Genomic DNA, 26,611 nt, shown 5'->3' on the forward strand with positions numbered 1-26,611 from the left:
CTGACGATATGGTATATCATTGATATTGAATTACTTTTTTTGGGGTTATCACGAGAGGAGAGAAACAAATGACTAAACGTATGGGGGCGCTTCTTCTTACGTTGCTGTTGACCGTATCTATGGCATTGACAGCATGTAGCAGCAAGCAGGAACCAAAAGAGGCATTGAAGACGGCTGCGGCCAATGCTTCCAAATTGACTTCGTATGAAATGAGTTCCAACTTTACAATTAATGAATTGAGCTATAAACCTGGGGATACTTCACAAACTGATCCTACTATGACTCAGTTTATGAGCATGCTGAAGGATGCTCAGTTGAATGTAACAGGTGTATACCAAAGTGAGCCAATGCAGACCGAGATGACTCTTGGCATCGAGCTTAAAGGTGATATGGGTATGACCTTTAACATTCCAATGGTGATGACGGCAGAGAAACTCTATGTGAAAGTGCCGAATATTCCGTTCTTCCCGATTCCGGAGAACGTTGTAGGCAAATTCCTGGAACTTGACCTGAAAGAACTGGCTGAGCAAGAGGGTACGGAATGGAACCCGGATGCTATGGACGCAGCCAAAACGCAAAAGCTGAGCAACGAAGTCATGGACGCAGTGCTGGGCGAGTACGATCAAGCTAAATTCTTCAAAAATCTAGACACCAAAGATGCACAACTTCCTGAAGGTGTAGATGCGAAGCAGGTTGTACAGTTCTCGGTGAATAATGACAATGTTAAAGAAGCAGTTACTGTACTGGTAACAAAAGCTATGCCTAAAGTATTGGATATTCTGTCCAAAGAGGAATATCGTGAAATGCTGCAAATGGATCAGGCTGATATCGACAAAGCTAAAGAAGATCTGAAGATCACTGAAGCAGATCAGGCTGAAATGGCTAAAGACTTGGACAAATTGAAAGATGTTCTGACAATTAACCAATTCAACATCGATTTCGCATTGGACAAAAACGACTTCCCGGTATATCAAAAGATGGTCGCTGATGTACTGATCAAGCCAGAAGATACAAAAGACGAAGTGAAATTGGCATTTACCGGTTCCAATACGTACACCAAGATTAACGAAAAAGCAGCATTCAAAATCAACATCCCTACTGGCGATGACGTAATTACTATGCAAGAGTTCGAAGAACTGATGAACGCTTCATACGGATACTAATCTCGCTGAGTTCAAACCGTCTGTGATTCAAGTGAGGGATAATCTCCTTCCGCTTGGGTACAGGCGGTTTTTTTTGCTACACAGCGTAAGGGGATATCCGCAAAATAATTGATCTTTGAAGTTGAATCGTGGCTGGTGATCTATACAAATAAAACCGCACCCTCTTCTACATAACTAGAGTAGTGCGGTTTTGTACATTAAATTTTTATATTGTTGAATTGGAAATGCAGACCGTTGTGCGGGGAGCTCCTAAAATTAGTTTGTAAGTTCATCCAAGTCTTCAGCAAGTACAGCGTAGATCTGATGATCCTGATATTTGCCGTTGATCTTGAGCTATTTGCGAGCAGTACCTTCAAACTGGAATCCGTTCTTCTCCAGTACGCGCTGTGAACCTTTGTTGGAGGGCAATACCGCAGCCTGAACCCGATTTAACTTCAGTGCACGGAAACCATAAGCTACGGCCAGTTTAACCGCTGCTGTCATTCGTCCGCCACCCTGATAATCTGGATGGATAAAGTAACCCATATCCGCATAATTGGCAACGCCCAGTACGACATTGTTGATACTTACTTGTCCAATCAGCAGACTGTCTTTAATGGTATAGATTCCAAATTGATATCCTGTACCTTCTTCCGCTGCCTTGACCCGATCCTCAATCCGCCGAGTCTGAGCATCCAGTGTATAGAATTCATCGTCTCGCACGGGTTCTACAGCCTGGTATGGGACGCGTGTGACCTGAATCAGGTCCAGATAGGACTGTGTATCCTGGGGTGTGAGCAACCGAAGGCTTATGCCGTGGGCTGTATCATAGAGTGTTAGTGCCATTACAGCACACTTCCTTTCCGATTGGAATGTCGATATTCAATGATTAGTGTTATTTTTTTCGCAGACGTCTGAAAAATTGAGTTAGCATCGTGGAGCATTCAGGCTGAAGGATATCCGGGATCACCTCAGTGCGATGGTTAAAACGAGGCTCCTGTAGCAGGTTCATCAGTGTACCTGCACAGCCTGCCTTGGGATCAGCCGTTCCATAGATTACGCGGGGGACCCTGGATTGTACAATTGCACCTGCACACATCGGACAAGGTTCCAGTGTGACGTACAGAGAACAATCCAACAAACGCCAAGCTCCGATGGTCTCACTGGCCTGACGAATAGCCACCATCTCTGCATGGGCGGTGGAATCCAGTGTAGTTTCACGCAGATTGTATCCCCGACCGATAATTTGGTTATTTTGTACGATTACAGCTCCAATCGGCACTTCCCCAAGAGCCTCAGCTTTGTAGGCCTCGGCAATGGCCTCCCGCATCCAGTGCTCATGTTGAGCCTCCTCCGATAAATTCCCAAGATAGGGCTGGAGAGAATGGTCAGTCATTACTATATAACTCCTTCCAAAATCGTTTATTCAGCGAACAAGTATTCGGGTTGTTAACATGTTGTGTATAGAATTGTGGATAACCGTGTAGTTGCTCACATAGTTATAAACAAACTATCCACAAGCCTGTGGGTATGTGGATAAATATAGTGATTCATTTCATTGTAGAGTTCGAAAATGCAAAAAACAACGAATTTCGAGCTTTTCAGTCATTCGGTAACTTTTGGGCACAGGTCAATTATCCTTTTCAAAAAGACATACAAGCGTTATGATGGAGATAGGTTTTGCCATATATCGCCAGAGGGTACAAGCCGAGAGGTGAACAAAAAAACTTGTCTATTAAAACGAAATTATCCATGATTATGTCGTGCTCAGTGCTCGTTATTTTAGTGTTGAATATCGCACTGAGTTATTATACTACAGAAGAGAATCTGAGGCAGGACAGTGAAAACAAGATGGTGCTCACTGCAAAGCAGATTGCAATTTCTGTCGAACAGAATCAATACAGTTCGGATTATGTAAAACGGCAGATTGGAAACAATCTGTGGCTTGCTGCTGTCATGGCAGCGGAAGAGTTGGACCCGGATATTAATAATATCACAAATGAAGAACTTGTACGCTTGAGCCAAAAGGTCGGCGTCTCACATATATCGTTAATGGAGCAGACGGATGATGACATCGTTGTTAGCCGCTCTTCGGATCCGAGAGAAATCGGGCTGTCCACCAAATCCATGACCTATTGGTATCAGGCCTTTAAGCAGTTGTTTGAAAAACAACAGGTGACGATTCCCCAAGGGCAGAAGTTGGAGCATTTCTGGTCAGATGGATTCGAATATTCAACCTCCAGTCCTTCGGATATTGATATCTGGGGTTACTACCATGATGGAAAGAGAAACTACATAATCAATCCTTTCTATAATAATACGGAAGTTGATGACTATGTGAAAATCTCTAGTTCGGATGAGATTTTAAATAAAATTCGTGAGGTCAATCCCTCCATTCTGGAGATTACAGGCATCAATCCGTTGACTTTTGGCAGCCCGAACATGGGTGATGACGGAAGAGATTCGAACTTTAGCAAGTTGAATAACAGACCGATTCGTTTTGGTACATACCAGTATGGTTCTACGGATGAGGATCATCGTGCTGTGGTGCGCGCCATTCGAACAGGGCAAAATGTATCTTTTGTCAGTGAAACGCACGAACAGAAGGTATTGAAGAGTTTTATTCCCATATTCACACCCAATCAGTCTTCCTATGTGATCAGTATTGTCATGGACTATAAGCAAATATCCTCCATGGTATCTGAGCAGTTGGTGAGCCATGCCTCCATATCCTTGGTTTTGCTGGAGATCGTGATCTTTGGCAGCTATCTGCTCGCAGGGTATATTACGCGTCCGATCCAATCCATACTGGGCAAAGTGAATGATGTAGCGGAAGGGCACTTTGATTTCCGTCTGAAAGTCCGGAGGAAGGATGAACTTGGTCAACTGGCCAATCGTATTAATGCCATGATTCGTAATCTAGGCCATTATACGAGCCGTCTGAAACAGATGTATGAAGAGAATCGGGCGGTGAAAGAACATCTGGAGTCCATTATCAATCAGACAGCGGATGCCATTCACATTACGGATCTTGAAGGAAAGGTGCTTCGGGTTAACCGGGCATTTGAACAATTATATGGATTTCGAAGTCGTGAAGTGGAAGGTCGTAATCTGAAGATCATCCCGCCAGAAGCAGAAGAAGAAATGAAACGTCAGCATGCCCAACTCGTTGAAGGGATGTCCATTACGTCCAACGAAACCACCTGGATGAAGAAAGACGGGACCCGAGTAGAGGTCAGTGTCAGTACGGCTCCGGTGCGAGACGAGGCTGGAGAGATTACCGCGCTGATTAGCGTCTCCAGGGACATTACAAGTCGTAATCGGATGGAAGAGTTGCTCAGGCGTTCTGAGAAGCTAACAACCGTGGGCCAGCTTGCAGCAGGTGTGGCACATGAGATTCGTAATCCACTGACCACGCTGCGTGGATTCCTACAGTTACAGCAAGAGAGCAACAAGCTGAATCATCGTCATCTGGATCTGATGTTATCGGAGCTGGATCGAATCAACCTTATTGTTGGTGAATTTCTGATTCTGGCAAAACCGCAGGCGGTTCATTTTCAGAATCGGGATATTCGTTTTATTCTTGGCGATGTCATCTCATTACTGGATAGTCAGGCGCATCTGCATGGTGTAGAATTTGTACTGCGTGCCTCATCCGATTCGGCTATGGTACACTGTGAAGAGAACCAATTGAAGCAGGTATTCATCAATTTGCTGAAAAATGGTATGGAGGCCATGCCAAATGGAGGAAGCATCCATATCAAGCTCAAGCATGACGAGCAGTTGAAACGCGTCAGAATTGAGATCAGGGATGAAGGCATTGGTATCCCGGAAGAGATGATGCCCAAGCTTGGGGAGCCTTTCTTTACGAACAAAGAGTCTGGGACAGGGCTTGGCCTGATGGTCAGTCAGCGCATTATTCAATCACATAAGGGCATGATGGATATTAAAAGCATCATGAACAAGGGAACAACGGTTATTATTGAACTGCCTGCATCCGAGCAACAACCGGAAGTTATTGAGGTAGATCAGATAACGGATGAACCATTTACAGATGAAGAGAAATAGATGAGGTGAGATTACCTTTTGCGTATTAATAAATTTATTAGTGAAACAGGTTACTGCTCCCGGCGCGAAGCAGATAAGTTGGTGGATAGTGGTCAGGTAACCATTAATGGAGTTAAGGCTGAACTGGGCAGTCAGGCAGAAGAAGGCGACGATGTACGAATCAACGGCAAGCCAATCAAGGAAAAGAGAAAACACGTATATATCGCGCTGAATAAACCGATCGGGATCACAAGCACAACCGAGCAGCATATTCAGGGCAATATCGTTGATTTTGTCGGACACGATGAACGTATCTTTCCAATTGGGCGCCTGGATAAGGACTCAGAAGGTTTGATCCTGATGACCAATGATGGTGATATCGTTAACCGGATTCTTAGATCAGAAGGACGCCATGAGAAAGAGTATATCGTTACTGTTGATCGATCTGTAACCCCGAGTTTCCTTAGAGGTATGAGCACTGGGGTGAAGATCCTGGGTGAAATGACCCTGCCTTGTACAGTGACCCGGATGACGGATCGAGTATTCCGTATCATCCTGACTGAAGGAAAGAACCGTCAGATTCGGCGGATGTGTAGTGCCTTTGGCTACGAGGTTCGTAAGTTGAAGCGTGTTCGGATCATGAACATTCATCTTGGAGAAATGGCGACAGGTTCATGGAGAGAGCTTACCGCTGCTGAAAAAGCGGAGCTGGGCGGTCTGTTGGACTATTCACTGGAATAGTTGATTCGACTTTGACTAATTAACTGATTGAAGCCCTGCTTTCCGAAAAGGAGCGCAGGGCTTTTTGGTATAGGGTCAATGACGACAGGTGAATCTTGCAAATAGTGTGAAAAAATGTAGAGATAAACCAAAGCATAAGCATTATATAAACCAAAAAGGCCGTTCTCCTTGTACCTGGAGAACGGTCTTTGGTTAATGAATCGCTGCAGGCCGCTAGTTTCCTTCGCCAACGGCTTTTACATTTGTATTGTTACTTTGATACTTCCGAATGATAGATACCTCTACACGGCGATTCTGTGCCCGTCCGGTATTGGTGTCATTGCTGGCAATCGGGTGATACTCTCCATAACCACTTGGTGTGAATTTGGAAGGGTCCAATTGCGTGTTCAGCAACAGGATTTTCAGGAAGTTGAGCGCACGATCTGCGCTTAGATCCCAGTTATCCTTATATTGGTTGTTCGAAATGGGAATATTATCGGTATGACCGGATACAACCACTTCATATTCAGGGAACTCCTGCAGCATGCTTGAGATTGCTTTGGCCAGGGATCGTGATTCAGGCTTCACATCTGCTCGGCCTGAGGAGAACAGGGCGTTATCACTGATGGTGATCTTCAATTCAGACTGATTCAGCTTGGTGTTCAGCTGGTCCGAGAGCCCGTTCTTCGAGATATATTTGTCGAGTCGCTCTTTGAGTTTCTCCAGGTCTTCTTGTTCTTTCTTAGCCATCTGTGCATCTGTAATCTGAGCTGGTGTTTTCTTGGTGATTTCTGTAGGTTCCTGTTTGTTCTTACCCAAATCAGCACCTGGCGTATCCGGATTCATGGACGAATGGTCCAGAATTCCGGAACCTCCATTTAATGCACTGTTTAGTGCGGAAGCCATCTGCTCAAACTTAGCTGCATCGATTGAACTCATGCCGAACAATACAATAAACAGAGCGAGCAACAAGGTCATTAAGTCGGAATAGGGAAGCAACCAGCTCTCGTCTATATGCTCTTCATGTGGTTCGTGCTTCTTAGCCTTTTTCACCTGATGATCCCTCCTTCTCTTCCAGTTGTTTACGTTCGGAAGGTGTCAGGAATACGGATAACTTTTGGTTGATGGCGATGGTGGAGACACCGGATTGTATGGATAACAGTCCTTCAACCATCATCAGCTTGATCTCCATTTCTTGCTTGGACATCCGTTTCAGCTTGTTAGACATCGGGTGCCATAACACGTAACCACTAAATATACCAAGGAGTGTTGCGATAAATGCTGCCGCAATCGCATGGGAGAGTTTCTCCATGTCACTGAGATCGGCAAGTGCTGCGATGAGACCTACAACGGCCCCGAGAACCCCGAGCGTTGGTGCGTACATCCCCGCCTGAGCGAAGATCAAGGCACTGCCACGGTGGCGCTCCTCTGTAGCATGAATATCTTCCATGAGTACATCACTTACAAATTCCTGATCGTTGCCGTCTATAATCATACGCATACCGCCACGAAGGAACTGATCGTCAATCTCTTCTACTTTTGATTCCAGTGCAAGCAAACCTTCACGACGGGTAGTGGAAGCCCAATCCATAAATGTGCCGATCAGGGATACGCGATCAATAAGTACTTGATTTTTGAAAACAATCCCGAAAAGCTTAGGGATTTTTTTAACTTCAGACATCGGAAATGCGATAAAGATGGTTCCTGCCGTACCAACAAAGATAATAATGTAGGCTGCGGGATTGTTAACCAGGTTGATTAAGGGCGCACCCTTCAAGAACATACCAAATACAAGGGAGACCAGCCCCAAAATTAGTCCAATAATCGTTGAAATGTTCATCATACACCTCATCCATGAGATAAAATTGAATCCTTTCAAGCGGCCGTGTTCGGGCTTCCGGACGAATTTTTGGCCGCAATCCGTTCAATGTTAGGCATTCCTTACGGTTGCTAAAACAGTTAAAACGGTCATATATGTATTTATCGACCAGAAGGCCTTTTTTTTTAAGGGCTATTTTCAGGTATAATAAGATCAAATCCGCTCCTTAGGGGCCGAATAGGAGTGAAAAGCCAATGGGCGTAAAGCATGGACGGGATTATGAAGGAATTTTGACAGATCTGACAACGGCAATCGGGCGCATACCGGATCGGTATGTTTTCTTTGAAATGGACTCGGAAGAGTGGGAGAGACTGGCTGCAACTGACCAACTTGAAGTGGATGAGGCATTGGCGGAGGATTTGTTCTATGCGCTGGGCGAGGAGTCTGTTATTCCGGTTGGAAGTGGCGTGGTCATCCATGATAAGGAGCAGCACCGCATTCATATTTTGATCGGGGAAGAAGAGTTGACGTTTGTACCTTTAATTTAGTATGTTTATATGCATTTTCAGGGGTATAAATGGAACTGGAGTTTTCCTCAAAGCCTTATGGTTATTGGTTCTATGCCATGTAGGTGATTGGATTTTGAAGCTTGTCCGTGGTAAGATGTTAGTCGTGAAATGGGCCAACCGCATGGCGGTGAGCCTGGCCTTTGAGGTTGCTGTTGATCGCACCGAAGGTGTCGGTGGTTATACGGACATACGTCTGTAATGTACCATCCTATGGGGAGGAAGATAACGCATGGTTTTTTCGCAAGAGGAAGTCGAAGCTCATCTAGGGAGGCTGGAAGGCTGGGAACTGGAAGAGGGACGGTGGATTGTACGTAAATTCGTGTTCTCCAACTACATGAAAGGGATTGCATTTGTGGATGAGGTCGCTGCGATCTCGGAAGCATTCAATCATCATCCTTTTATTACGATTGACTATACAACGGTTACGCTGCGTCTGACGTCATGGGATGCGGGTGGTATCACATCTGTAGATATCAAGGAAGCAGGACAATATAACGAAGCTTATGACAAAATGAGGTCGGAATAACGAGGTCAGTTATTATCGCGCGGCCAGAAGTGAGTGAACCATACATGTCAGACTATAATCAGAAACAACCTCTCATTGCTGTCGTAGGCAGTCTCAATATGGATCTCGTGGTGAAGACAGACATGATTCCGGAAGAGGGAGAGACGGTGAGCGGTGAGGAACTGCATTATCTCGCTGGTGGCAAAGGGGCCAACCAGGCTGTTGCTGCTGCGCGTCTGGGTGGACAGACTACGATGATTGGTGCGGTGGGATCGGACGGTTTTGGCGAACGTCTGCTGCACAGTCTGACGGAAAGTGGTGCAGATGCCTCGCAGGTTCGCGTATTGGAAGACACGGTTACAGGGACGGCGTCCATTTGGCTCTCTAGGGGAGACAACCGGATTATTGTTATTCCTGGTGCGAATGGGCAAGTGGTGCCTGAGATGCTGGAAGAGGCGGATACGGTAAAAAGCCTGACTGCAGCCGCAGCGGTGCTGCTACAGCTGGAGATCCCGCTGCCAGCGGTTACCCGCGCCGCCCAACTGGCGGCTGAAGGCAGCGCACTGGTGGTGCTCAACCCGGCTCCCGCGGTGCCGGGTCTGCCCCAGGAGCTCCTGCGGTGCGTCGACGTTGTCACGCCGAACCGCAGTGAGCTTGCCGTGCTTACCGGCCGGGATCATCTCCGGCCGGAAGACCTGGATGCGGCAGTCGCAGAGCTCGCCGCATCCCTCGGGGCCGCTGTCGTCACGACGCTCGGCCCCGAGGGGGCTGTATACGCGGCGGCGCCTGGTGGCCGCGTACAAGCAGGGCGTGCCGGCGCGTGCCGTGCGCCCGGCTACGCCGTAAGCGCCGTCGATACGACCGGCGCGGGCGATTGCTTCAACGGCGCGCTGGCGGTAGCCCTCGCGCGCGGTGAGACTTTGGACGCGGCCGTAGGCTTCGCCATGGGTGCGGCCGCGTTATCCGTGACGAAGCTCGGCGCCCAGTCCGGGATGCCGTCCGCAAGTGAAGTTGAGGCCTTTCTGGCTGAGCACGCGGCAGATGCCTAATAATTGGTATAACAAAGAGGCTCTTATTCTCCCAAAAGGGGATTAAGGGCCTCTTCATTATGTAGTTCGTGCAGAGATTATTTCTTCTCTGACAGCCACATGGCGATATTTGCAATCTCTTCATCCTGCAGTTTGCCCTTGAAGGAAGGCATACCACCTTTACCTTTGACAATCGTAGAATAGATCTTCTCCAGATCATCCTGACTGCCGATGTTTGCCAGAGCAGGTCCTACGCCACCTTGAAGCTGATCCCCGTGACAGGAGATACAATTGGCTTTGACCAGTGCCTCAGCCTGTCCGGCATCCAATGTTACTTCCGGCATGGTTGGTTTGGCTTCTTCAGCCACTTCTTCTTTCCCTGGAAGCGTAAACATTAAAACAATAGCTAAAGCGCATGCTGCAAAAAATACTCCGCTCATGATCCATTTGTGCATCCCTTATGTCCCCTCCAGAATGAAAGATCATCTAACCTGAAACTATCCATATCATTATAACGGAACCTGTACTGACATCATAGCATTTTGTGGGAATTTTTTGAACTAATCACATAACAAGGGGCAAATTTGGTTGTTTTGCAATGGATTCTAACCGCGAGGCCCTTCATAAACCATACAGTGAAAGGGCTTCAAGCCGCTTGGGGTCTGTCGTTCGTATGTATCCTGGGTGACAAATCCACTCTTCAGATAGACTTGAATGGCACGAGCATTCCAAGTGAGTACTTCCAGATCAATCTCATTCGTGGGATTTCGGCGAATGGCTTCCTGTACAATGGCAGTGACAAAAGCTGTCCCTTGACCCTGACCACACAGCTCTGGATGCATGCCAAGGCCAATCCGGGTTACCCCTTGAAGTGGGAAGTATTGAGCGAACCCGAATATACGATCGTTCTGATCCAGGACGATTGCATATTGCTCCTGCCGCAGCTGTGCATCTCCGAATTCGACTTCCAGAGCTTTCATCTGCTCCCAGGGGAGCCAGCTGTAGATATTGTAAGGCGGATCATACTGCCAACTGCAGATAAGCTCCGCATGTTCTTCTCGCATGGGTACAACGTGAAACGTCACAGGGGTTTCCTTCATACACCTGCATGCTCCTTTCCTTGAAACAGAACTCTTTGTCCACTCTACAAAAGTGATGTTCATTTAGCAAGTCTTCCTTCCCTAGAAAAAAATGAAACAAAAGTTCCGGTAATTTCGTTTATATTATAACGGGATGGGTAAAAACATCATAAGGGCACGGACGAACGAACGCAAAATGAACCTGTTGATGTCGCAGGATATGCCCCGAGTATAACTTGCAACATGAATAAGGATTGAAGCACAAAAAAACCGCCGGATACATTCCTGCGGAGAATGTACCGGGCGGTTCTGTTATGCTTCTTGCTTCGTTCCAGTATGGTTAATGGTTACAGCATCATGTTGCTCAGCTTGTCCCTAGTCAAGGGCCAGTGATTCATATGCGTCCGTGCTCATAATCCGTTTCGCGCCAACATAACGATTGGCCCAATAGTTTTCACTCAATGCACTGATCGTAACGCCTTTGGAAGAAGAGGAGTGTGCAAACTTTCCATCCCCTACAAAGATTCCTACATGAGATACGCCTTTACCTGTTGTATTAAAGAACACCAGGTCCCCAGCTCTCATTTCCATGCGGGATACGGAATCGCCCATGTCGAATTGGGAACTGGATTGGCGTGCCAAATCAATACCCAACTTGTCGAATACATACCGTGTAAATCCGGAGCAGTCAAAGCCGTTAAGCGTTGTTCCCCCACTTTTGTATGTAGTTCCCATTGCTGAATCAATTACTGTGTCCATCTTTGAATCTGCGAATGCGCTACCTGCACCAAGTGATAATGCGAATGTGATGCTAAGTACAGCTGCGGTTAATTTCTTCTTGAACAAGAGATATTCCCCTTCCAACGCCTGCGAGGTTAGCTTAAGGATTCGGTTGAAGGTCCCCTATGACCCCTCTGTAGCAAGATCAATTCACCCATAACTGGTTCCCCCGCTTCCCAGGTGCCAGGAATTTGGCTATGCTAGTTATGCACCTGCGAAATCAAGAAATGACGATTTAATTTTAAGTAGTTACAAATATGAATGTAAAGATTACAAAGTTGTTACTAAAAACTCACTGCGATTATTGTAACAGAGGAGTACGGCTTTGGCAACGTTTAGCAACAAATTTAGCAAAAAAAACCTCGACCTTTGACGGGGAAAGGTTGAGGTTTGCCTATTTATAAGTGCATTTTAGGCCATGAGTTTAACATGTGATGGTAACAATTTTTAAACTATCTGCTCTCACCTTTGGATATTTTGGACTGCCATAATCGAAAATGGCTGCATATTTTCCACAGACTCAATAGACATCTGGCAAGTGGATACGTCTGTTGTAGTATAAGTCCGGTAAGTCCCGTTAATAACCATGAGGCTGAAGTGAAGGCCCCAAAGACGAGCAGGTGTACTCCGCCCAGCAGGAGTGCAATGCCGATTACAGCGATGAGATGACGCATTGCAATCCAGAGTGCTTTGAGGGTACCGTGAGCCCCGCCTTCTCCTTCTGGTGCCGACACACCGAACTGCATGTAGAGTATGGCATGGTGGATGATCCAACCATATACAATCCAGGCAGCAACATAAGGTATACCAGGCAACAGTAATTGAAGGGAATGAAATCCGTCCATGAGAATGGAGTAGAGCTTCGGTATGAGCCAGTAGGCGGGCAGAAGTATCAATAATGTACGTATAGTGTGGAGAAGCAGCATCGGTTTCCACAGATTTTTGATTCCGCGGACAAAGGGGATGCGCTCTTCTGTAGAATTAAAGTGCTGAAGTGAGTAGAGCAGTCCTGCCTGAATGAGGGGGCTGATCAACATGCGAACTAGCAGCATGCCCCCTAGAATCCATAGATAACGATGAACCTCCGGATGGGTAGACAGGTTAAGTTGACTTTCCATTTTGAACAAAAGTGTACTCAGCTCACCGGCATCAGCATCTGGATAGCGAAGGAGTAGTGGGATGACCGCCGACTGTACCATTCGATAGAAGAAATATCCCCAAATGAGTTGATAGAGAAATAAGAGTGCGGCAATGAACATATGCTGACGGACGAGAAACCAGCCTTCACGTATTTTCGCTTTCACCGTTTCCACCTCACCATGACAGACCTCCGAATATGGCTTCTATTAGTTTGGTTACACTCATGCTCCAGCGGGACTTTGCCTGCTCATCCAGTCCGGATTTCAGGAAATTGTTCATATGGCGGTTCTCCAGCACGATCGAGTACAGGGGATCGGTCATGGCCCAGGATACGGGGGATGTGTGAGTTAATTTATACGTGATGCGATCTTCTTGTCCATTCCATTGCTTGGTGAGGATATGCCCGTCTTCAAAAGCAATGCGAACAGGAACGGCGCTGTAATCACTGCCCTTTTTTGCGATCGTCACGGATGACTCGTACAATGTTTGACCGTCTTTCTGTACGGGCGTAACACGAATCTTCTCTACAGCAAAGTCAGCCATCCCGTTACCATAGACGTATTGATCAAAATAATCAGACCAGGAAGTGCGGGTCACTTGTTCCACAACGTTCTGGAAATCAGCCGAAGTGGGATGTTTGAAGCGGTATTTCTTCACATAGGTAGAGAGAATGCGTTCCATCTTTTTGGCACCGACTTGATGTTCGATACCAAGCAATACAAGCTTGCCACGTGTATAGACATTGGCGGCGTACTCATTCTGTGAATCGAACTTCCAAGATTCTTGTGTTAAGGATGAAGGAGACGTAATCAGTCCCGATTGTACCGGCAGATTCGGAATCAATCCGTATTCCTGCTCCATCAGTTTGTCTTCTGCATAAGAGGTGAATCCCTCATCCAGCCAGGCCTCCTCGAATTCGTTGCTGGCAACCATGCCGTAGAAGTACTGGTGTCCGATCTCGTGGATTACGGTACGTTCCAGGTCATAACCTGGCGTAGTGTCATCGGCTCCAAAGGCCGTAACTAGCGTAGGGTATTCCATACCTCCAGCACCGTTCCCCGCTTTGGGTGGAACTACGATGGATAAGGTAGCGTAAGGATACGGGCCAAACCATTTGCTATAATTGGCTAGAGCGGCCTTCGCAGCATGGAAATAACGTTCTTTCAGATCCTGATGAGCTGGGTCCAGATATAACTTGATTCGTACACCAGGCACATTGGGTGCGGAGAATGGCTCCTCTGCGTACACAAAATCGGGTGAGGCTGCCCATGCGAAGTCATGCACATCATCGGCGTAGAATTGATAGACTTTTTCTCCGTTCTTCATCACGGCTTGCTGCGTCGGAAATCCGGTAGCAGCCACTTTGTATGTTTCAGGCACCCGAATACGCACACTATATATACCGAAGTCGGCGTAAAACTCTGAATTGCCATGGTATTGGTGCAGATTCCAGCCTTCTGTTGTTCGTCCACGCCTGCCTACAGGTTCATAGGCACTTAATTTGGGAAACCATTGACCTGCCATGACAAAATGATCAGCAGTTCCCATCCGGGCAAAAATCTTTGGCAGATTCACTTCGAATCGGGTGTGGAGTGTGATACTTTCCCCGCCTTTGACGGGTTTGGGCAGGCGTACTTTAATGAGGGTGGTGTCCTTGATATTTCCGTCATCTGGTTGCACATACTGCATCCGGTGCAGCAGAGAGAGCCCGTCCTCCGTTTTCATTTCGGTAATGTTCATGGAGCCGTAACCATTGGTAGGCATGACATCACCCCGAAGCTTTCCGCCGGATTCCTTCATAAAGGTGGTGTCAGCAGAAGAGAAGGCGTTGGGATACATATGAAAGTAAAGCTCGTTGACGGTTTTTTTGCCTGGATGAGTCCAGGTGATCGTCTGAGTCCCTTCCAATACGTTTCCTTCGACCAGCTTCACATCCATGTGATATTCCACAACACGGTTGCTGTACACTTCGGCTGTAGGGGTCTGTACACTTTCTGGAGGTGCTGGAGTTGGAGCTATTGCCTTGGGCTTGCCCGATTCGGGGGCGAGTACTGGCAATTCAGAATGAGTTGAGCGATTATAACCCAGAGTGATCCATATCCCTCCGGCAAGTACACACAGGGCCAGGGATGCAGTGAGCCAGCTCTTGGCGCGTCGTGGAATCATCGTTAAATACCTCCCGTTGACAAGCATCTACAGCATGTATATGTTTGCAATGGGGCAATTATTAGTTAAAATATTTGTATCAACCCTTGGAGGCTATAAACATGGACCAAAACGAGCAAAACGGCAAAAAACAGATTGCCTTGAATATCGTTAGTGCAAAAAGCAAGCATAAAGGCTTCGGTGCAGGCTCCATTGAACTGAATAACCTTTCCCCGGTCATTATTGATAATGGCGAAGCCAAAATCGATATTGGTGCGATGCATGCGAAGAGTAAAGTGGAACGCAATATCAAGTTCTCTACCAATCGTGAGGATGTGCCCAACGGACGCCAGGTATGGCTGGTGTGGGTAGCTGTCGATCGCACGGAGGAAGGCCAACTGTATGGTGGAGCAACGGCATGTGAGATGTGGATTGATACGGAAGCAAGACGTGGATGGAAACTGCTGGCCGAACATGTGAATCGCATGGATTATGCCTTGAAGCGTCGCTTCATGCTGGATGAGCTTGGACCCGAAGCTCGAGCTGCACTTAAGACACTGTTGATCTCACACAACGAAGACTGGTGGAATGCTTCTCCGGACGTATTGAAGGAAGCACTTGCCTAAGTTAGATCATTCAACACAGTATAAAAGAAAAAAAGCAAAAGGCCCTTTAACCGGAAAATTCGGTTGGGGCCTTTTTGCTTGTTCATTAACAGTATTCATCGATCTGAATAATTATGAGTTTTCATCCGAAGTGAATTTCCAAATGATCAATATAATCAGAGGTCAAAGGTGACGTAACTAAGTCATCGCGTATTTGCGTCATTCTACCCACCAACGTTTGAAATCTCCCCACCAGGAATGTTTCTCTTCCTGTATGCCTTGTTGATTCTGTACCTGACGGGTCTTCTCATCTTCTCCAGAATCCGAATCATCCGCCGTACCATGACATACCTCTGTCGGTTCAGTGCCATCAATAAAAACTTCCAATCGTTTCTCTTCACAACCGTTGCCTGCCAGCTTGCCGGATTCCGGATCAATATAGACACTTACGACATGATCAGGTACGGTGAAAATTTTGGGTGGTACGCTCGCAAGAGCCTGCTCTGTGAATTGGGCAAAGATCGGCGCCGCCCGGCGACCATCCGAAGTCGAGATGGCTTTGCCTTGGTCGTACCCTACCCATACAGCGGTGGAGAGCTCGGGTGTGAACCCAACCAGCCAGGCATCCGTATTGGTCGTTCCCGTCTTTCCGGCAACCGGACGTTTGATCGCCTTAGACACCCGGTTACCCGTTCCTCCATTTTCGAAGACACTTTCCATTAAACGAGTCAGGACATAAGCTGCTGCAGGTTCCACGACGGTCTCAGCCTTGGTTTGAGGCGATTCATAGAGTACACGTCCTGCGGAATCTGTTACTTGCAGAATGGCGACAGGTGGCGTCCGTTGTCCACCAGCAGCAATGACGGAAAAGGCTGACGCCATCTCCAGCGGACTGACAGGTGACGTTCCCAGTGCAAGAGAAGGTACGGCGCTCAGGTTGCTTGTAATGCCAAGGTTTTTCGCCATACTCACAACCTGTTCAGGACCGATCTGCATAATGGTGTTCACCGCATAGATATTATCTGAAGCGGCGATCGCTTGTCTTAGATCAATCTCACCCAGATACTTGTCTCCAAAGTTGCCGGGTTTATAGGTTTTGCGGTCATTGTCATAGTGAAAAAGGGTAGGTTCACTGTTAAATATGGATGCGCTGGTGAGCTGCTTGGATTCCAGGGCTGCCAGATACATAATGGGTTTAAACGCCGAACCTGGCTGGCGTGTGGTCGCCAGTACATGGTTAATCTGATTGGTGCGGTAATTCTTGCCGCCTACCATGGCTTTGATGTAGCCTGTACGAGGGTCGATGGACACGAGAGCCGTCTCCAGCTCGCTTTTGGCATCCATACCCTTCGCTATGGCGTCTTCAGCTGCTTTTTGTACACGCAGATCCAGGGTGGTGTAGATATTTAATCCCCCATGATCCAGCATCGCTTCACTGATTCCCAGCTCTTTGATGGCCAGACTCCGGATATAGTCACGGAAATACGGGGCACTTTCCACCGTTTTACGCTCACTTTCCGGTTTGAACGAAAGCATTTTCTCATAGGCCTTATCGGCTTCAGCCTGGGTGATCTTGCCGATATCCGCCATGGCATTCAGCACAATCTTCTGCCGGTCTTTGGCATTCTTCATATGGTTATAGGGTGAATAGTAGGTAGGTCCTTTCGGGATTCCTGCCAGCATGGCGCTCTCTGCGAGATCCAGCTGTTTGGCTGATTTGCCAAAATACATTCGTGAAGCTGCTTCGATTCCGTACGCACCATGCCCATAATAGATTTCGTTCAAATACATCTGCAAAATTTCATCCTTGCTGTATTTCATCTCCAATTGCGCCGTGTACATGGCTTCCTTGGCTTTGCGAGTCCATGTTTTCTCATGAGACAGATACAGGTTACGCGCCAGCTGTTGAGTCAATGTACTCGCACCCTGCGACATCTGCATATGTTCGAGGTTAACGAGCACAGCCCGTCCCATCCCTTGGACGTCGAACCCGTAGTGATTATAGAATTTGCGGTCCTCTACAGCCAGAGTGGCATTGACCAGATCTGGAGCTATATCCTCCAGTTGAACGGGTACAGAGTCTTTGCCACCTGCGGAGAAGGTAGCGATGACTTCACCTTGACTGTCCAGTAATCTGGAATTCCGGTCAGAGTCTGCGAGGGGCAGGCTGGTTGCGTATAGATAGACTAATCCTGCAGCGGTAGCAAGTATAGCGAGCACGGCGAGCAGAGACAGGTTTTTAATGAATTTTCGTACAGGGAACCCGCGTTTGCGGGTCTTTTGATTTGGCTTGGTCATGGAACGGGCTCCTCTCTTTTCTTCCAGTATGGGACTTGATTGGCAGGGATATTCAATCGGGTGCATAAGCAAACAAAATGTAGCATTTTCGCCTTAAAAACCGTTTTGCAGTATAAACGTCAATCGCGTATAATGCAAAAGGGTAATGAAAAGGTAAGATTCGGCACAAGATACTAAAGCGCGTAAGGACGAACAGACGAATGGTCATTGATTCATTGATTAGTCAGACGCTCTGCACGCTCTGGTCAATTTAATCTATATAATGAAGTGAACCGCGGACCTTTCCCGCAGGCCAGCAATGATAACGCGATATGGCGCCGAACGCTGGACGTGCTTGGGCGAACCGATTATAGTGCACAGCGCTTGATCGGGTATGGCTGATCATTAACTTTACGGAAAGAAGGTAGAGATTATGGAATTGTGGTTTACGGAGAAACAGACCCCGGTATTCGGGATCACCGCGAAGATTAAGCAGACCTATGTTACAGAGAAAACGGATTTCCAAGATTTGGCCATGGTAGAGACCGAAGAATTCGGTAACATGTTGCTCCTTGATGGCATGGTGATGACGACTGTAAAAGACGAATTCGTATATCACGAAATGGCGGCACACCCTGCGCTGAACACTCACCCGAATCCGAAAAAAGTTCTGGTTGTCGGTGGCGGCGATGGCGGAGTCATTCGTGAAGTCATTAAACATGCTGCTGTAGAAAAAGCAGTTCTCGTCGAAATCGACGGTAAAGTTATTGAATACTCCAAAAAATATTTGCCTGAAATCGCCGGTAAGTTGGACGAGCCTAATGTTGAAGTGCTCGTAAACGACGGCTACATGCATATTATTGAACATAAAAATGAATACGACGTGATCATCGTAGACTCGACGGAGCCTGTAGGCCCGGCTGCGCCATTGTTTGAGCGTGGGTTCTATCAAGGCATCTACGAAGCATTGAAAGAAGACGGAATCTTCGTTGCCCAAACGGACAACCCTTGGTTCAAGGCCGATCTGATCCAGAAGGTGAACAAAGACGTCAAAGAAATCTTCCCGATCGTACATGTGTACGGCTGTAATATTCCAACCTATCCAAGTGGTTTGTGGACATTCACCATGGGTAGCAAGAAACATGACCCGCTCGAAGTGGATGAGACACAAATCCCGGAGATGGATACCAAGTATTACTCTCCGCGTCTGCACAAAGCAGCATTTGTACTTCCTAAATTCGTGGAAGATTTAACGAAATAAAAGGGGGAAATCATTAATGAAACTGGATCAAGCTTATTCAGGAAACGTATTTATTTGCAGCTCTGAGGATTATGAGAACTCCAAAGCGGTTATCTATGGTATGCCAATGGATTACACCGTCAGCTTCCGTCCGGGTTCCCGCTTCGGCCCATCTCATATCCGTCAGGCATCGGTTGGACTTGAAGAGTACAGCCCATATCTCGACAAAAGCATTGTAGACATGACATACTTTGACGCTGGAGACCTGCTCTTGCCTTTCGGTAACGCGGGACGCAGCCTTGAGGTAATTCATGAATACATCGGCAGTCTGCTCGCTGACGACAAATTCCCAGTGGGACTCGGTGGCGAGCATCTGGTAACTTGGCCAGTCATCCAACAGATGTACAAGAAATACCCGGATCTTATCCTGATTCATATTGATGCTCACGCTGACCTTCGTGAAAACTATGAAGGCGAGCCATTGTCCCACTCCACACCAGTGCGTAAAGCGGCTGAGTTGATGGGGGGCAAAAACATCTATCAGTTCGGTATCCGTTCCGGTTCCCGTGAGGAGTTCCAGTATGGTCGCGAGAACATCAACTTCTATCCATTTGAAGTGGCAGCTCCGATGAAGGAAGCTCTTCCGAAGATGGGTAATCGTCCGGTATACGTAACTATCGACATCGATGTGCTTGATCCGTCAGCAGCACCAGGAACAGGTACGGCAGAAGCGGGCGGCATTACGTCCAAGGAACTGCTGGAAGCCGTTCATATGATCGCAGGATCTGATGTGAATGTCGTTGGTTGTGACTTGGTTGAAGTTGCACCAATCTATGATCCAACACAACAGACACAGATTGTAGCTGCAAAGCTGATCCGTGAAATGCTGCTTGGATTCGTGAAATAATCACAGAATAATCGATAAGTATAACGCTCTCTGTCTGCGCGGGTTCAACTTTGCGCAGGGGAGGGCGTTTTGTATTGTTAACTTTTGTACAGAGCTGTGCTATACTGACTACATAAGTATTCAGTAGTATATTAATTGATATATTACATTCGTGAAGTATATGGTGATCGGGTTCGGTCATATACTAAAAAGAGCCTTTACCGCTGCCAACGGTAAAGACTCTTAGGACCCGAAAGGCTGTGGATTGCCACGGCGCGCATGAACTAAATAATGCTATTCAAGCAAAACCCACCGTCAGGCTTCCGACCTTATGAGGTGGGTTTTCGCTTGCTACGAAACTTTTTGCGCAACCAACGGTAAAGCTTTCGCCCACTCAGTACAATACTGAGGATCGCAGCAATCCATCGGATTACATCAAGCAACGCCACAAGTTTGACCAACGACGTCACCCCCTTTCGGGAAGCTGCGCCGTGGTCTGGAAAACATCCACCGATATTCAAAAGTCCATAACATTAATTATAGCACGTATGTTCCCTTGTCTCTACCATTTTTTGCTTGTGTTAGTATAGCTCGCATATGCAGGTTTCCTGCCTTGGCATGACTCCATCTTAATATTTATGCCTTTTCTTAAGTATCAGTTTTGTTATCCTTGGTATCAGGACATTTCCCATTTAACTTAGAGTACACAACGTTTAGTAATCAACCACCCTTGCCTACATGATCCAATCATGGGTAAAGGTGGTTTTTTTCTTGCGAAATTGTCATCGGGGTTAATCAGATTGTTACGTTAGAACCATCAAATTTGGGTAAAACCATAGAAGGAGGTGTTACGATGACAACCAAGAGTACAATGACATGGAAACGGATTGGTGCACTCGCATTATCGTTAACGCTGGCTTGGGGGATGGGTCCGGTACATACGCTATCAGGTGCTAACGCTGCATCCTCACAGGCATGTGGAAAGGGAGATCATGGACTATCTGCTACATTAAAAAAGGGTAGCGGTGTGGAAGAGCAACACCTGCAATTTACTGACATTGATTTTCTTAATGATACGACTGGACGAGCTGGGGGTGAAGGCTTCCTGATCGGTACTTCGAATGCAGGATGTACGTGGCAGTCCATATATACCGGGCAGTGGCAATTCACTCAGCTTGATTTTCCGAATAATGTGAACGGATATGCGCTGGCGCGAGTGAAGGATTCACCTGCAACCTATCTGATCCGTACCCATGATGGGGGATCGCACTGGACGCGGCTCGATACGCCGGGCATTCAATTCAAGCGAATTGATTTTCGCAATAAAGATGTAGGTTATGGTTACACCTATAATGGTGCATATCAGACGAAGGATGGCGGGGTAACCTGGAGTAAAATGAATACACCTGCCAACACGCGTGCAGCTGCCTTTGCAACAGAGAAACAAGGGTATGCCGTCGTGGTTGTACCTGGATCGGGATATCATCTGAAGCAAACGAGTGATGGCGGCAAGAACTGGACAACCTCTCTTCGAGTTGTCTCAGACACATGGAGCGGAGGGGATCTGTATGCACATGGCCAGCAAGTATGGGCCCTTTTGTATGGTGATGCAGGCATGTCCCAACAATCGTACTCCCTCTATGCGAGCGGTAATCAAGGCAAGAACTGGACCCAAGTATTTGCACAATCCACAGCAGGGGGAGGTCCTGCACCGGGTACAAACAGTACGGGCAAAGGAAACGGACCAGCCAACCCGGGTGGTCATCCCGGCAACATGGCGTTGATTGGTAATCAGACGGCGTATCTGTCTGCAGGTTCACCCGCAGCTGGCAAAGTGGGTATTGGACGTTCTTATGATACAGGTTCCACGTGGAAAAATATTGACCTGAAAGATCCGGGATACAGTTCCCGTATCTCGTTCCCATCGGCCAAGACGGGTTGGCTCGTAGTCACAAGTGATAACTCTCCTGTGATCTATCAGACTACAGATGGTGGAACGACGTGGACACAAAAAATGTTGTTGCCTTCAGAGCAGGATTAAGTAGTCTCTTATTCTGAAATAATAAACGGGCAAATCCAAATTAGAAATGTATAAAAATCAATTTGGTAAGTCTCTGTATGAATTTCTATAACAAACAAGCCTCTTCCTAATCAATTACACAGGAAGAGGCTTGTTTGTGTAGAAATAAAAACGGTTGAAACCTACTCTAAAACGAGTTATTGTAAGCGATAACAATACATTATATGGAGGTTGAAATCATGGTTGATGTTATTTTAAAGGCGGATTCTGATAAAGGATTAATAAATCGCAATATATATGGTCACTTTTCCGAACACTTGGGACGTTGTATTTATGAGGGGCTGTGGGTAGGAGAAGATTCACCTATTCCGAATACGGATGGGATTCGAAATGATGTATTAACGGCCTTGCAGAAGCTTAATATTCCAGTACTTCGCTGGCCAGGCGGTTGTTTTGCCGATGAATATCACTGGAAAGATGGTGTAGGTCCGAAGAGTGAGCGTGCTCGTATGATCAATACACACTGGGGCGGTGTGGAAGAGAACAATCACTTTGGTACACATGAATTCTTGAGATTATGTGAGTTGCTCGGCACGGAGCCATATATTAGTGGCAACCTGGGTAGCGGTACAGTGCAGGAGATGCAGGAATGGGTGGAGTACATCACATTTGACGGCGAATCCCCGATGGCGAACTGGCGTAAGAGTAATGGTAGGGAAGAACCGTGGAAAATGAAGTATTTTGGCGTGGGAAATGAGAACTGGGGATGCGGCGGCAATATGCGCCCTGAATATTATGCGGATGAATATCGCCGGTATGCTACATATGTACGTAACTATTCCGGAAACGAGATTTATAAAATCGCTTGCGGACCGAACGAAGGTAACTATGAATGGATGGAAGTCCTGATGCGGGAGGCTGCTCGCTTTATGGATGGAATCAGTCTTCATTATTACACTATCCCTACAGGAGAGTGGAATGATAAAGGCGCAGCTACAGGATTTGGTGAAGCTGAATGGTTTACCACCTTGAAAAAAACGCTCCATATGGATGAATTACTGGTGAAGCACTCCGAGATTATGGACAAATATGATCCAGAGGGCAGAGTCGGCATTATTGTGGATGAATGGGGTACGTGGTATAACGTTGAGCCGGGAACCAATCCAGGATTCCTATATCAACAGAACACGATGCGGGACGCTGTGCTTGCAGGTGTTAATCTGAATATTTTCAACCAACATAATAAACGGGTACACATGGCAAATCTTGCGCAGATCGTCAATGTGCTTCAATCGCTTGTGCTCACGGAAGGGGACAAAATGCTCCTGACCCCTACGTATCATGTATTTGATATGTATCAGGTTCATATGGATGCGCAGCGACTGGATTTGAATTATGAAAGCCCTGGGTATACCTTCGGAGAAGAAACCATTCCTCAGCTCAGCTTGTCAGCCTCCCGCAACAAGGATGGGGTCATTCACGTGACGGCTTGTAATCTTAGCCACACGGATGAGTTGGAAGTTGTATGCCAGCTGGACGCAGCTCAAGCCGCTAAAGTAACCGGGCAGATTCTGCACCATACTGATTTTGGTGCATTCAATACCTTTGAACAGCCGAACCGAGTTCAGCCTGTGGCGTGGGAAGGACTCACACTGGAGAATAACACCTTGCGTTTTGTCCTTCCACCAGCATCGGTTGGGGTCATCGCTGTCGAGGGTTAATGATGAAAAGGCAGGAACCTTGCAAGGGCTGTAATGATCAGTACGATGTGAAGATTAGCGATGCCAAAATGGCCAGACTTGTGGAGATTGCCTCGCGTTCGCGTCCGACGGTACAGGATGAGGAATATGAACGTCGGCTCTCCATCTGCTCTGCTTGTCCGGGATTGCAATATGGCACAACTTGTCGGCATTGTGGTTGTCTCGTACAGGTACGAGCGAAGCTGAGTGAGTCAACATGTCCTTTTCCTTATGAATCGCAATGGGCCTGATCGGATGAACGAATCTTATTATAATGAAGCAAAAGGGAGTTGCACTTTACAGGTGCGGCTCTTCTTTTTTGGCTTGATGAGGAAAAAACTCTGAATTTGGATTTGAATTGAGCGAGGGAACTGGATATAGTTATACAGTAGAGTGTAGGATAGCGAGCTATCCGGGAATATGAGCGCGTATAGCGACACAACAATACGGGAAGGGCTGTTCTCACCAGCCGTGCCTGATTTTGCGTCGCCTCGAATATAATGGAGGTTAACATTCATGTCGAACATGCGACCGGTACACATCCGGCTGCACAGCCGTTATGAAGGTGAAGATGTGCTGCAGGAAATGCAGGGTGAAGCTGTGTTAAAAGGGTCCGTTCTTTATGTTCGTTATGAAGAACCGCAGGTTGGACCTGAGGGAGGTACAACCCGTACAACATTGAAGTTGGGCGGACAATCCATCAAGATTATACGTCACGGTGAGGTGGAATCGGAGCAGACTTTTGAGTTGAATCGGAAGCTTCCTGGTTTCTACCGATCACCATACATGTCATTTGCCCTGTCCACGCATACACAGAAGCTGGAACTTTCCATTCAGGGATTGAGCGCACGCGCAGCGTGGAGCTACGACTTTTACCGCTTTGATGAAGAATCCGGACATTTCGCGATTAGTTTGCATATACAGGAGGAACCAATTTCATGACACGTAATCCACTAGATACGATTAACGAACGGGTAAGCACGGCCATCGGCAACGCCATTGTGACGGCCGGAATTGTTACGCAGGAGGAATTGCCAGCCATCACATTGGAAGTGCCGCGCGAGAAAACACATGGGGACTTGGCAACCAATGCTGCCATGCAGCTGACCAAGATTGCCAAGCGCAATCCGCGTCAGATTGCTGAAGAGATCATTGCCAATCTGAATCTGGCAGAAGCCGGAATCGAGAAGGCTGAGATTGCTGGTCCAGGATTCATCAACTTCAAATTGGACAAGAGTTACCTTTACCCAGTACTTGCGCTTGTGCAGGAGCAGGGTGAAGACTACGGAAGAATTAACATCGGAGAAGGACGCAAAGTCGAGATGGAGTTTGTCAGTGCCAATCCGACAGGCAGTTTGCATCTGGGCCATGCCCGTGGAGCAGCTGTAGGTGATGCACTATGTAACATCCTTGACTACGCAGGATATGATGTAACCCGTGAATACTACATTAATGATGCAGGTAATCAGGTGTTTAATCTGGCTCGTTCCATTGAAGCTCGTTATCTGCAAGAGCTGGGTCAGGATGCTGAGATGCCTGAAGACGGTTATCACGGTGAAGATATCAAAGGATTCGCCAAGCAACTTGTTGCTGAAAAGGGTGACGAATTGCTGTCCATGCATCCGGGTGACCGTGCGGCTTATTTCCGTGACTTTGGCCTGGAGAAGGAACTGGACAAGATCAAACGTGACTTGAATCGCTTCCGTGTTAACTTTGACATCTGGTTCAGCGAAACTTCCCTGTATGACAACGGAGAAGTGCTGCGAGTACTTGATGAATTGCGTGACCGCAATGAGATCTATGAGCAAGATGGAGCAACTTGGTTGAAAACGATGCAGTACGGTGACGACAAAGAACGTGTATTGATCAAGAACGATGGCACGTATACTTATCTGACACCAGATATTGCTTATCACCGCGACAAATATGCTCGTGGATACGACACGATGATTAACATCTGGGGTGCCGATCACCATGGATATATTCCACGGATGAAAGCCGCGATGCAAGCACTGGGCAATGACCCTGAGAAACTGGTGGTCTTGATTGCACAGATGGTGAGCTTGTTCCAGAACGGTGAAAAAGTGAAGATGTCCAAACGGACAGGTAAAGCTGTAACGATGGAAGATCTGATGGATGAAGTCGGCATTGATGCCATCCGTTACTTCTTCACAATGCGCAGTATGGACTCCCATCTGGACTTTGACATGGACCTTGCGATTTCGACATCCAATGAGAATCCGGTATTCTACGTACAATATGCGCATGCCCGTGTATGCAGCGTATATCGTCAGGCTGAAGAACAGGGTATTGAGCTGTTGCCACTGGCACAGATTGACCTGTCCAAGCTGACAACAGAGCACGAGTATGACCTTCTCCGCAAAATGGGAGAGCTGCCTGAGGAAATCTCGGCAGCAGCAACAGGATATGCGCCTCATCGTATCATCCGTTATGTATACGAGCTGGCATCCCTGTTCCACAGCTACTACCGTGCAGAACGTGTCATTACGGAAGATGCGCAGCAAACTCAAGCACGTCTGGCACTGATCGGTGCTGTACGTACCGTTATCGCAACAGCGCTTCGTCTGGTAGGCGTGACCGCTCCTGACAAAATGTAAATTCCAGGCTCGCGGCCTATCCCGCTCTGCCTAAGGCAAAAAGTCTCCATGTCCACGTTGAGTGCCTTCAACGTGGTACATGGAGACTTTTTTTGTTGTGTACCCTGAGTTGAAGAAAACGGAATGCCTGACCCATCCAAGGCACACTAGCCTGCCCTGACATCATAGCAGGCGTAATCTAGGGTCTCAGCCGCTCCGTAATACTCCCTCGTGCGTACTGCCTGGGCCGGGCTACTGCGTTTCGCCACGAGC

Annotated in this window: 26 protein-coding genes and 1 riboswitch; of the genes, 15 read left to right on the forward strand and 11 right to left on the reverse strand. The window is 47.3% G+C overall.

Annotation, left to right across the window (positions count from 1 at the left end):
• Positions 1-68: 68 nt before the first annotated feature.
• On the forward strand, positions 69-1,163 hold the full coding sequence (locus MHB43_RS00465) for a hypothetical protein (RefSeq protein WP_405131096.1): 1,095 nt from the start codon (positions 69-71) through the stop codon (positions 1,161-1,163).
• Positions 1,164-1,496: 333 nt separating this feature from the next.
• On the opposite strand, the gene MHB43_RS00470 is transcribed toward MHB43_RS00465, so the two are convergent.
• Both MHB43_RS00470 and tadA read right to left on the reverse strand, forming a co-directional pair.
• Entirely contained in the window at positions 1,497-1,988 is a 492-nt protein-coding gene (locus tag MHB43_RS00470; protein WP_405131097.1) for a GNAT family N-acetyltransferase, read from the reverse strand.
• Between the two features lie 49 nt (positions 1,989-2,037).
• Positions 2,038-2,538, reverse strand: a complete 501-nt coding sequence (gene tadA, locus MHB43_RS00475) for a tRNA adenosine(34) deaminase TadA (protein WP_221824806.1) — start codon at positions 2,536-2,538, stop codon at positions 2,038-2,040.
• A gap of 332 nt (positions 2,539-2,870) precedes the next feature.
• Between tadA and MHB43_RS00480 the strand changes: the two genes are divergently transcribed.
• Together MHB43_RS00480 and MHB43_RS00485 are read left to right on the forward strand one after the other, a co-directional pair.
• Positions 2,871-5,210, forward strand: a complete 2,340-nt coding sequence (locus MHB43_RS00480) for a PAS domain S-box protein (protein WP_339181050.1) — start codon at positions 2,871-2,873, stop codon at positions 5,208-5,210.
• Between the two features lie 18 nt (positions 5,211-5,228).
• Positions 5,229-5,930 carry a pseudouridine synthase gene (locus tag MHB43_RS00485; RefSeq protein WP_221824808.1) on the forward strand — a complete coding sequence of 234 codons (702 nt, stop codon included), beginning with the start codon at positions 5,229-5,231 and terminating at the stop codon, positions 5,928-5,930.
• 213 nt (positions 5,931-6,143) lie between these two features.
• Here the strand turns inward: MHB43_RS00485 and motB are convergent, their stop codons facing one another.
• Together motB and motA are read right to left on the reverse strand one after the other, a co-directional pair.
• On the reverse strand, positions 6,144-6,962 hold the full coding sequence (motB, locus tag MHB43_RS00490) for a flagellar motor protein MotB (RefSeq protein ID WP_237178619.1): 819 nt from the start codon (positions 6,960-6,962) through the stop codon (positions 6,144-6,146).
• Complete coding sequence (gene motA / locus MHB43_RS00495) at positions 6,949-7,749, reverse strand: flagellar motor stator protein MotA (RefSeq protein ID WP_211085594.1); 801 nt, start codon at positions 7,747-7,749, stop codon at positions 6,949-6,951. The genes motB and motA overlap by 14 nt, the downstream gene beginning before the upstream one ends.
• Positions 7,750-7,982: 233 nt before the next feature.
• Between motA and MHB43_RS00500 the strand changes: the two genes are divergently transcribed.
• The 4 genes from MHB43_RS00500 (at position 7,983) to rbsK (ending at position 9,851) form a co-directional block, all read left to right on the forward strand.
• Positions 7,983-8,276, forward strand: a complete 294-nt coding sequence (locus MHB43_RS00500; RefSeq protein WP_339181053.1) for a hypothetical protein — start codon at positions 7,983-7,985, stop codon at positions 8,274-8,276.
• 94 nt (positions 8,277-8,370) lie between these two features.
• Positions 8,371-8,496: a hypothetical protein gene (locus MHB43_RS00505; RefSeq protein ID WP_405131098.1), complete on the forward strand. Its 126-nt coding sequence runs from the start codon at positions 8,371-8,373 to the stop codon at positions 8,494-8,496.
• A 30-nt stretch (positions 8,497-8,526) separates the two neighbouring features.
• Positions 8,527-8,823 (forward strand): 4a-hydroxytetrahydrobiopterin dehydratase, encoded by a 297-nt coding sequence (locus MHB43_RS00510; RefSeq protein WP_062838136.1) that lies wholly within the window; start codon positions 8,527-8,529, stop codon positions 8,821-8,823.
• Positions 8,824-8,867: 44 nt separating this feature from the next.
• The gene (rbsK, locus tag MHB43_RS00515; RefSeq protein WP_237178618.1) at positions 8,868-9,851 is read left to right on the forward strand and encodes a ribokinase; all 984 of its coding nucleotides are present in this window, start codon (positions 8,868-8,870) and stop codon (positions 9,849-9,851) included.
• Positions 9,852-9,928: 77 nt separating this feature from the next.
• On the opposite strand, the gene MHB43_RS00520 is transcribed toward rbsK, so the two are convergent.
• The 5 genes from MHB43_RS00520 to MHB43_RS00540 form a co-directional block, all read right to left on the reverse strand.
• On the reverse strand, positions 9,929-10,285 hold the full coding sequence (locus tag MHB43_RS00520) for a cytochrome c (RefSeq protein WP_036607288.1): 357 nt from the start codon (positions 10,283-10,285) through the stop codon (positions 9,929-9,931).
• Between the two features lie 150 nt (positions 10,286-10,435).
• The gene (locus MHB43_RS00525; protein WP_339181058.1) at positions 10,436-10,930 is read right to left on the reverse strand and encodes a GNAT family N-acetyltransferase; all 495 of its coding nucleotides are present in this window, start codon (positions 10,928-10,930) and stop codon (positions 10,436-10,438) included.
• Between the two features lie 354 nt (positions 10,931-11,284).
• Complete coding sequence (locus MHB43_RS00530; protein WP_036607285.1) at positions 11,285-11,755, reverse strand: C40 family peptidase; 471 nt, start codon at positions 11,753-11,755, stop codon at positions 11,285-11,287.
• Between the two features lie 3 nt (positions 11,756-11,758).
• A riboswitch (cyclic di-AMP (ydaO/yuaA leader) is annotated at positions 11,759-11,896 on the reverse strand.
• 245 nt (positions 11,897-12,141) lie between these two features.
• Positions 12,142-12,993: a hypothetical protein gene (locus MHB43_RS00535; RefSeq protein ID WP_237178616.1), complete on the reverse strand. Its 852-nt coding sequence runs from the start codon at positions 12,991-12,993 to the stop codon at positions 12,142-12,144.
• Positions 12,994-13,003: 10 nt separating this feature from the next.
• Positions 13,004-14,995 (reverse strand): M1 family metallopeptidase, encoded by a 1,992-nt coding sequence (locus MHB43_RS00540; protein ID WP_405131099.1) that lies wholly within the window; start codon positions 14,993-14,995, stop codon positions 13,004-13,006.
• Positions 14,996-15,096: 101 nt separating this feature from the next.
• Between MHB43_RS00540 and MHB43_RS00545 the strand changes: the two genes are divergently transcribed.
• A complete protein-coding gene (locus MHB43_RS00545) occupies positions 15,097-15,600 on the forward strand; it encodes a YwhD family protein (RefSeq protein ID WP_017691308.1) in 504 nt (167 codons plus the stop codon).
• A gap of 198 nt (positions 15,601-15,798) precedes the next feature.
• On the opposite strand, the gene MHB43_RS00550 is transcribed toward MHB43_RS00545, so the two are convergent.
• Positions 15,799-17,877, reverse strand: coding sequence for a transglycosylase domain-containing protein (locus MHB43_RS00550; RefSeq protein ID WP_405131100.1), 2,079 nt, complete (start codon positions 17,875-17,877; stop codon positions 15,799-15,801).
• A gap of 412 nt (positions 17,878-18,289) precedes the next feature.
• On the opposite strand from MHB43_RS00550, the gene speE reads away from it, so the two are divergent.
• Together speE and speB are read left to right on the forward strand one after the other, a co-directional pair.
• Positions 18,290-19,117, forward strand: a complete 828-nt coding sequence (speE, locus tag MHB43_RS00555) for a polyamine aminopropyltransferase (protein ID WP_017691306.1) — start codon at positions 18,290-18,292, stop codon at positions 19,115-19,117.
• Positions 19,118-19,133: 16 nt separating this feature from the next.
• Positions 19,134-20,003 (forward strand): agmatinase, encoded by an 870-nt coding sequence (gene speB, locus MHB43_RS00560; protein ID WP_237178613.1) that lies wholly within the window; start codon positions 19,134-19,136, stop codon positions 20,001-20,003.
• Positions 20,004-20,311: 308 nt separating this feature from the next.
• Here the strand turns inward: speB and MHB43_RS00565 are convergent, their stop codons facing one another.
• Positions 20,312-20,443 (reverse strand): hypothetical protein, encoded by a 132-nt coding sequence (locus MHB43_RS00565; RefSeq protein WP_017691304.1) that lies wholly within the window; start codon positions 20,441-20,443, stop codon positions 20,312-20,314.
• 392 nt (positions 20,444-20,835) lie between these two features.
• On the opposite strand from MHB43_RS00565, the gene MHB43_RS00570 reads away from it, so the two are divergent.
• From MHB43_RS00570 to argS, 5 genes are all read left to right on the forward strand, one after another.
• Positions 20,836-22,023 (forward strand): hypothetical protein, encoded by a 1,188-nt coding sequence (locus tag MHB43_RS00570; protein ID WP_339181071.1) that lies wholly within the window; start codon positions 20,836-20,838, stop codon positions 22,021-22,023.
• Positions 22,024-22,241: 218 nt separating this feature from the next.
• On the forward strand, positions 22,242-23,723 hold the full coding sequence (locus MHB43_RS00575) for an alpha-N-arabinofuranosidase (RefSeq protein ID WP_339181074.1): 1,482 nt from the start codon (positions 22,242-22,244) through the stop codon (positions 23,721-23,723).
• The gene (locus MHB43_RS00580) at positions 23,723-23,992 is read left to right on the forward strand and encodes a DUF6171 family protein (RefSeq protein WP_237178610.1); all 270 of its coding nucleotides are present in this window, start codon (positions 23,723-23,725) and stop codon (positions 23,990-23,992) included. The genes MHB43_RS00575 and MHB43_RS00580 overlap by 1 nt, the downstream gene beginning before the upstream one ends.
• 265 nt (positions 23,993-24,257) lie before the next feature.
• Complete coding sequence (locus tag MHB43_RS00585; RefSeq protein WP_017691299.1) at positions 24,258-24,683, forward strand: DUF1934 domain-containing protein; 426 nt, start codon at positions 24,258-24,260, stop codon at positions 24,681-24,683.
• Positions 24,680-26,359: an arginine--tRNA ligase gene (gene argS, locus MHB43_RS00590; protein ID WP_221824822.1), complete on the forward strand. Its 1,680-nt coding sequence runs from the start codon at positions 24,680-24,682 to the stop codon at positions 26,357-26,359. The genes MHB43_RS00585 and argS overlap by 4 nt, the downstream gene beginning before the upstream one ends.
• The last annotated feature ends 252 nt before the right edge of the window (positions 26,360-26,611 follow it).

This window comes from Paenibacillus sp. FSL H8-0317 (assembly GCF_045040685.1).
GTDB lineage: Bacteria > Bacillota > Bacilli > Paenibacillales > Paenibacillaceae > Paenibacillus.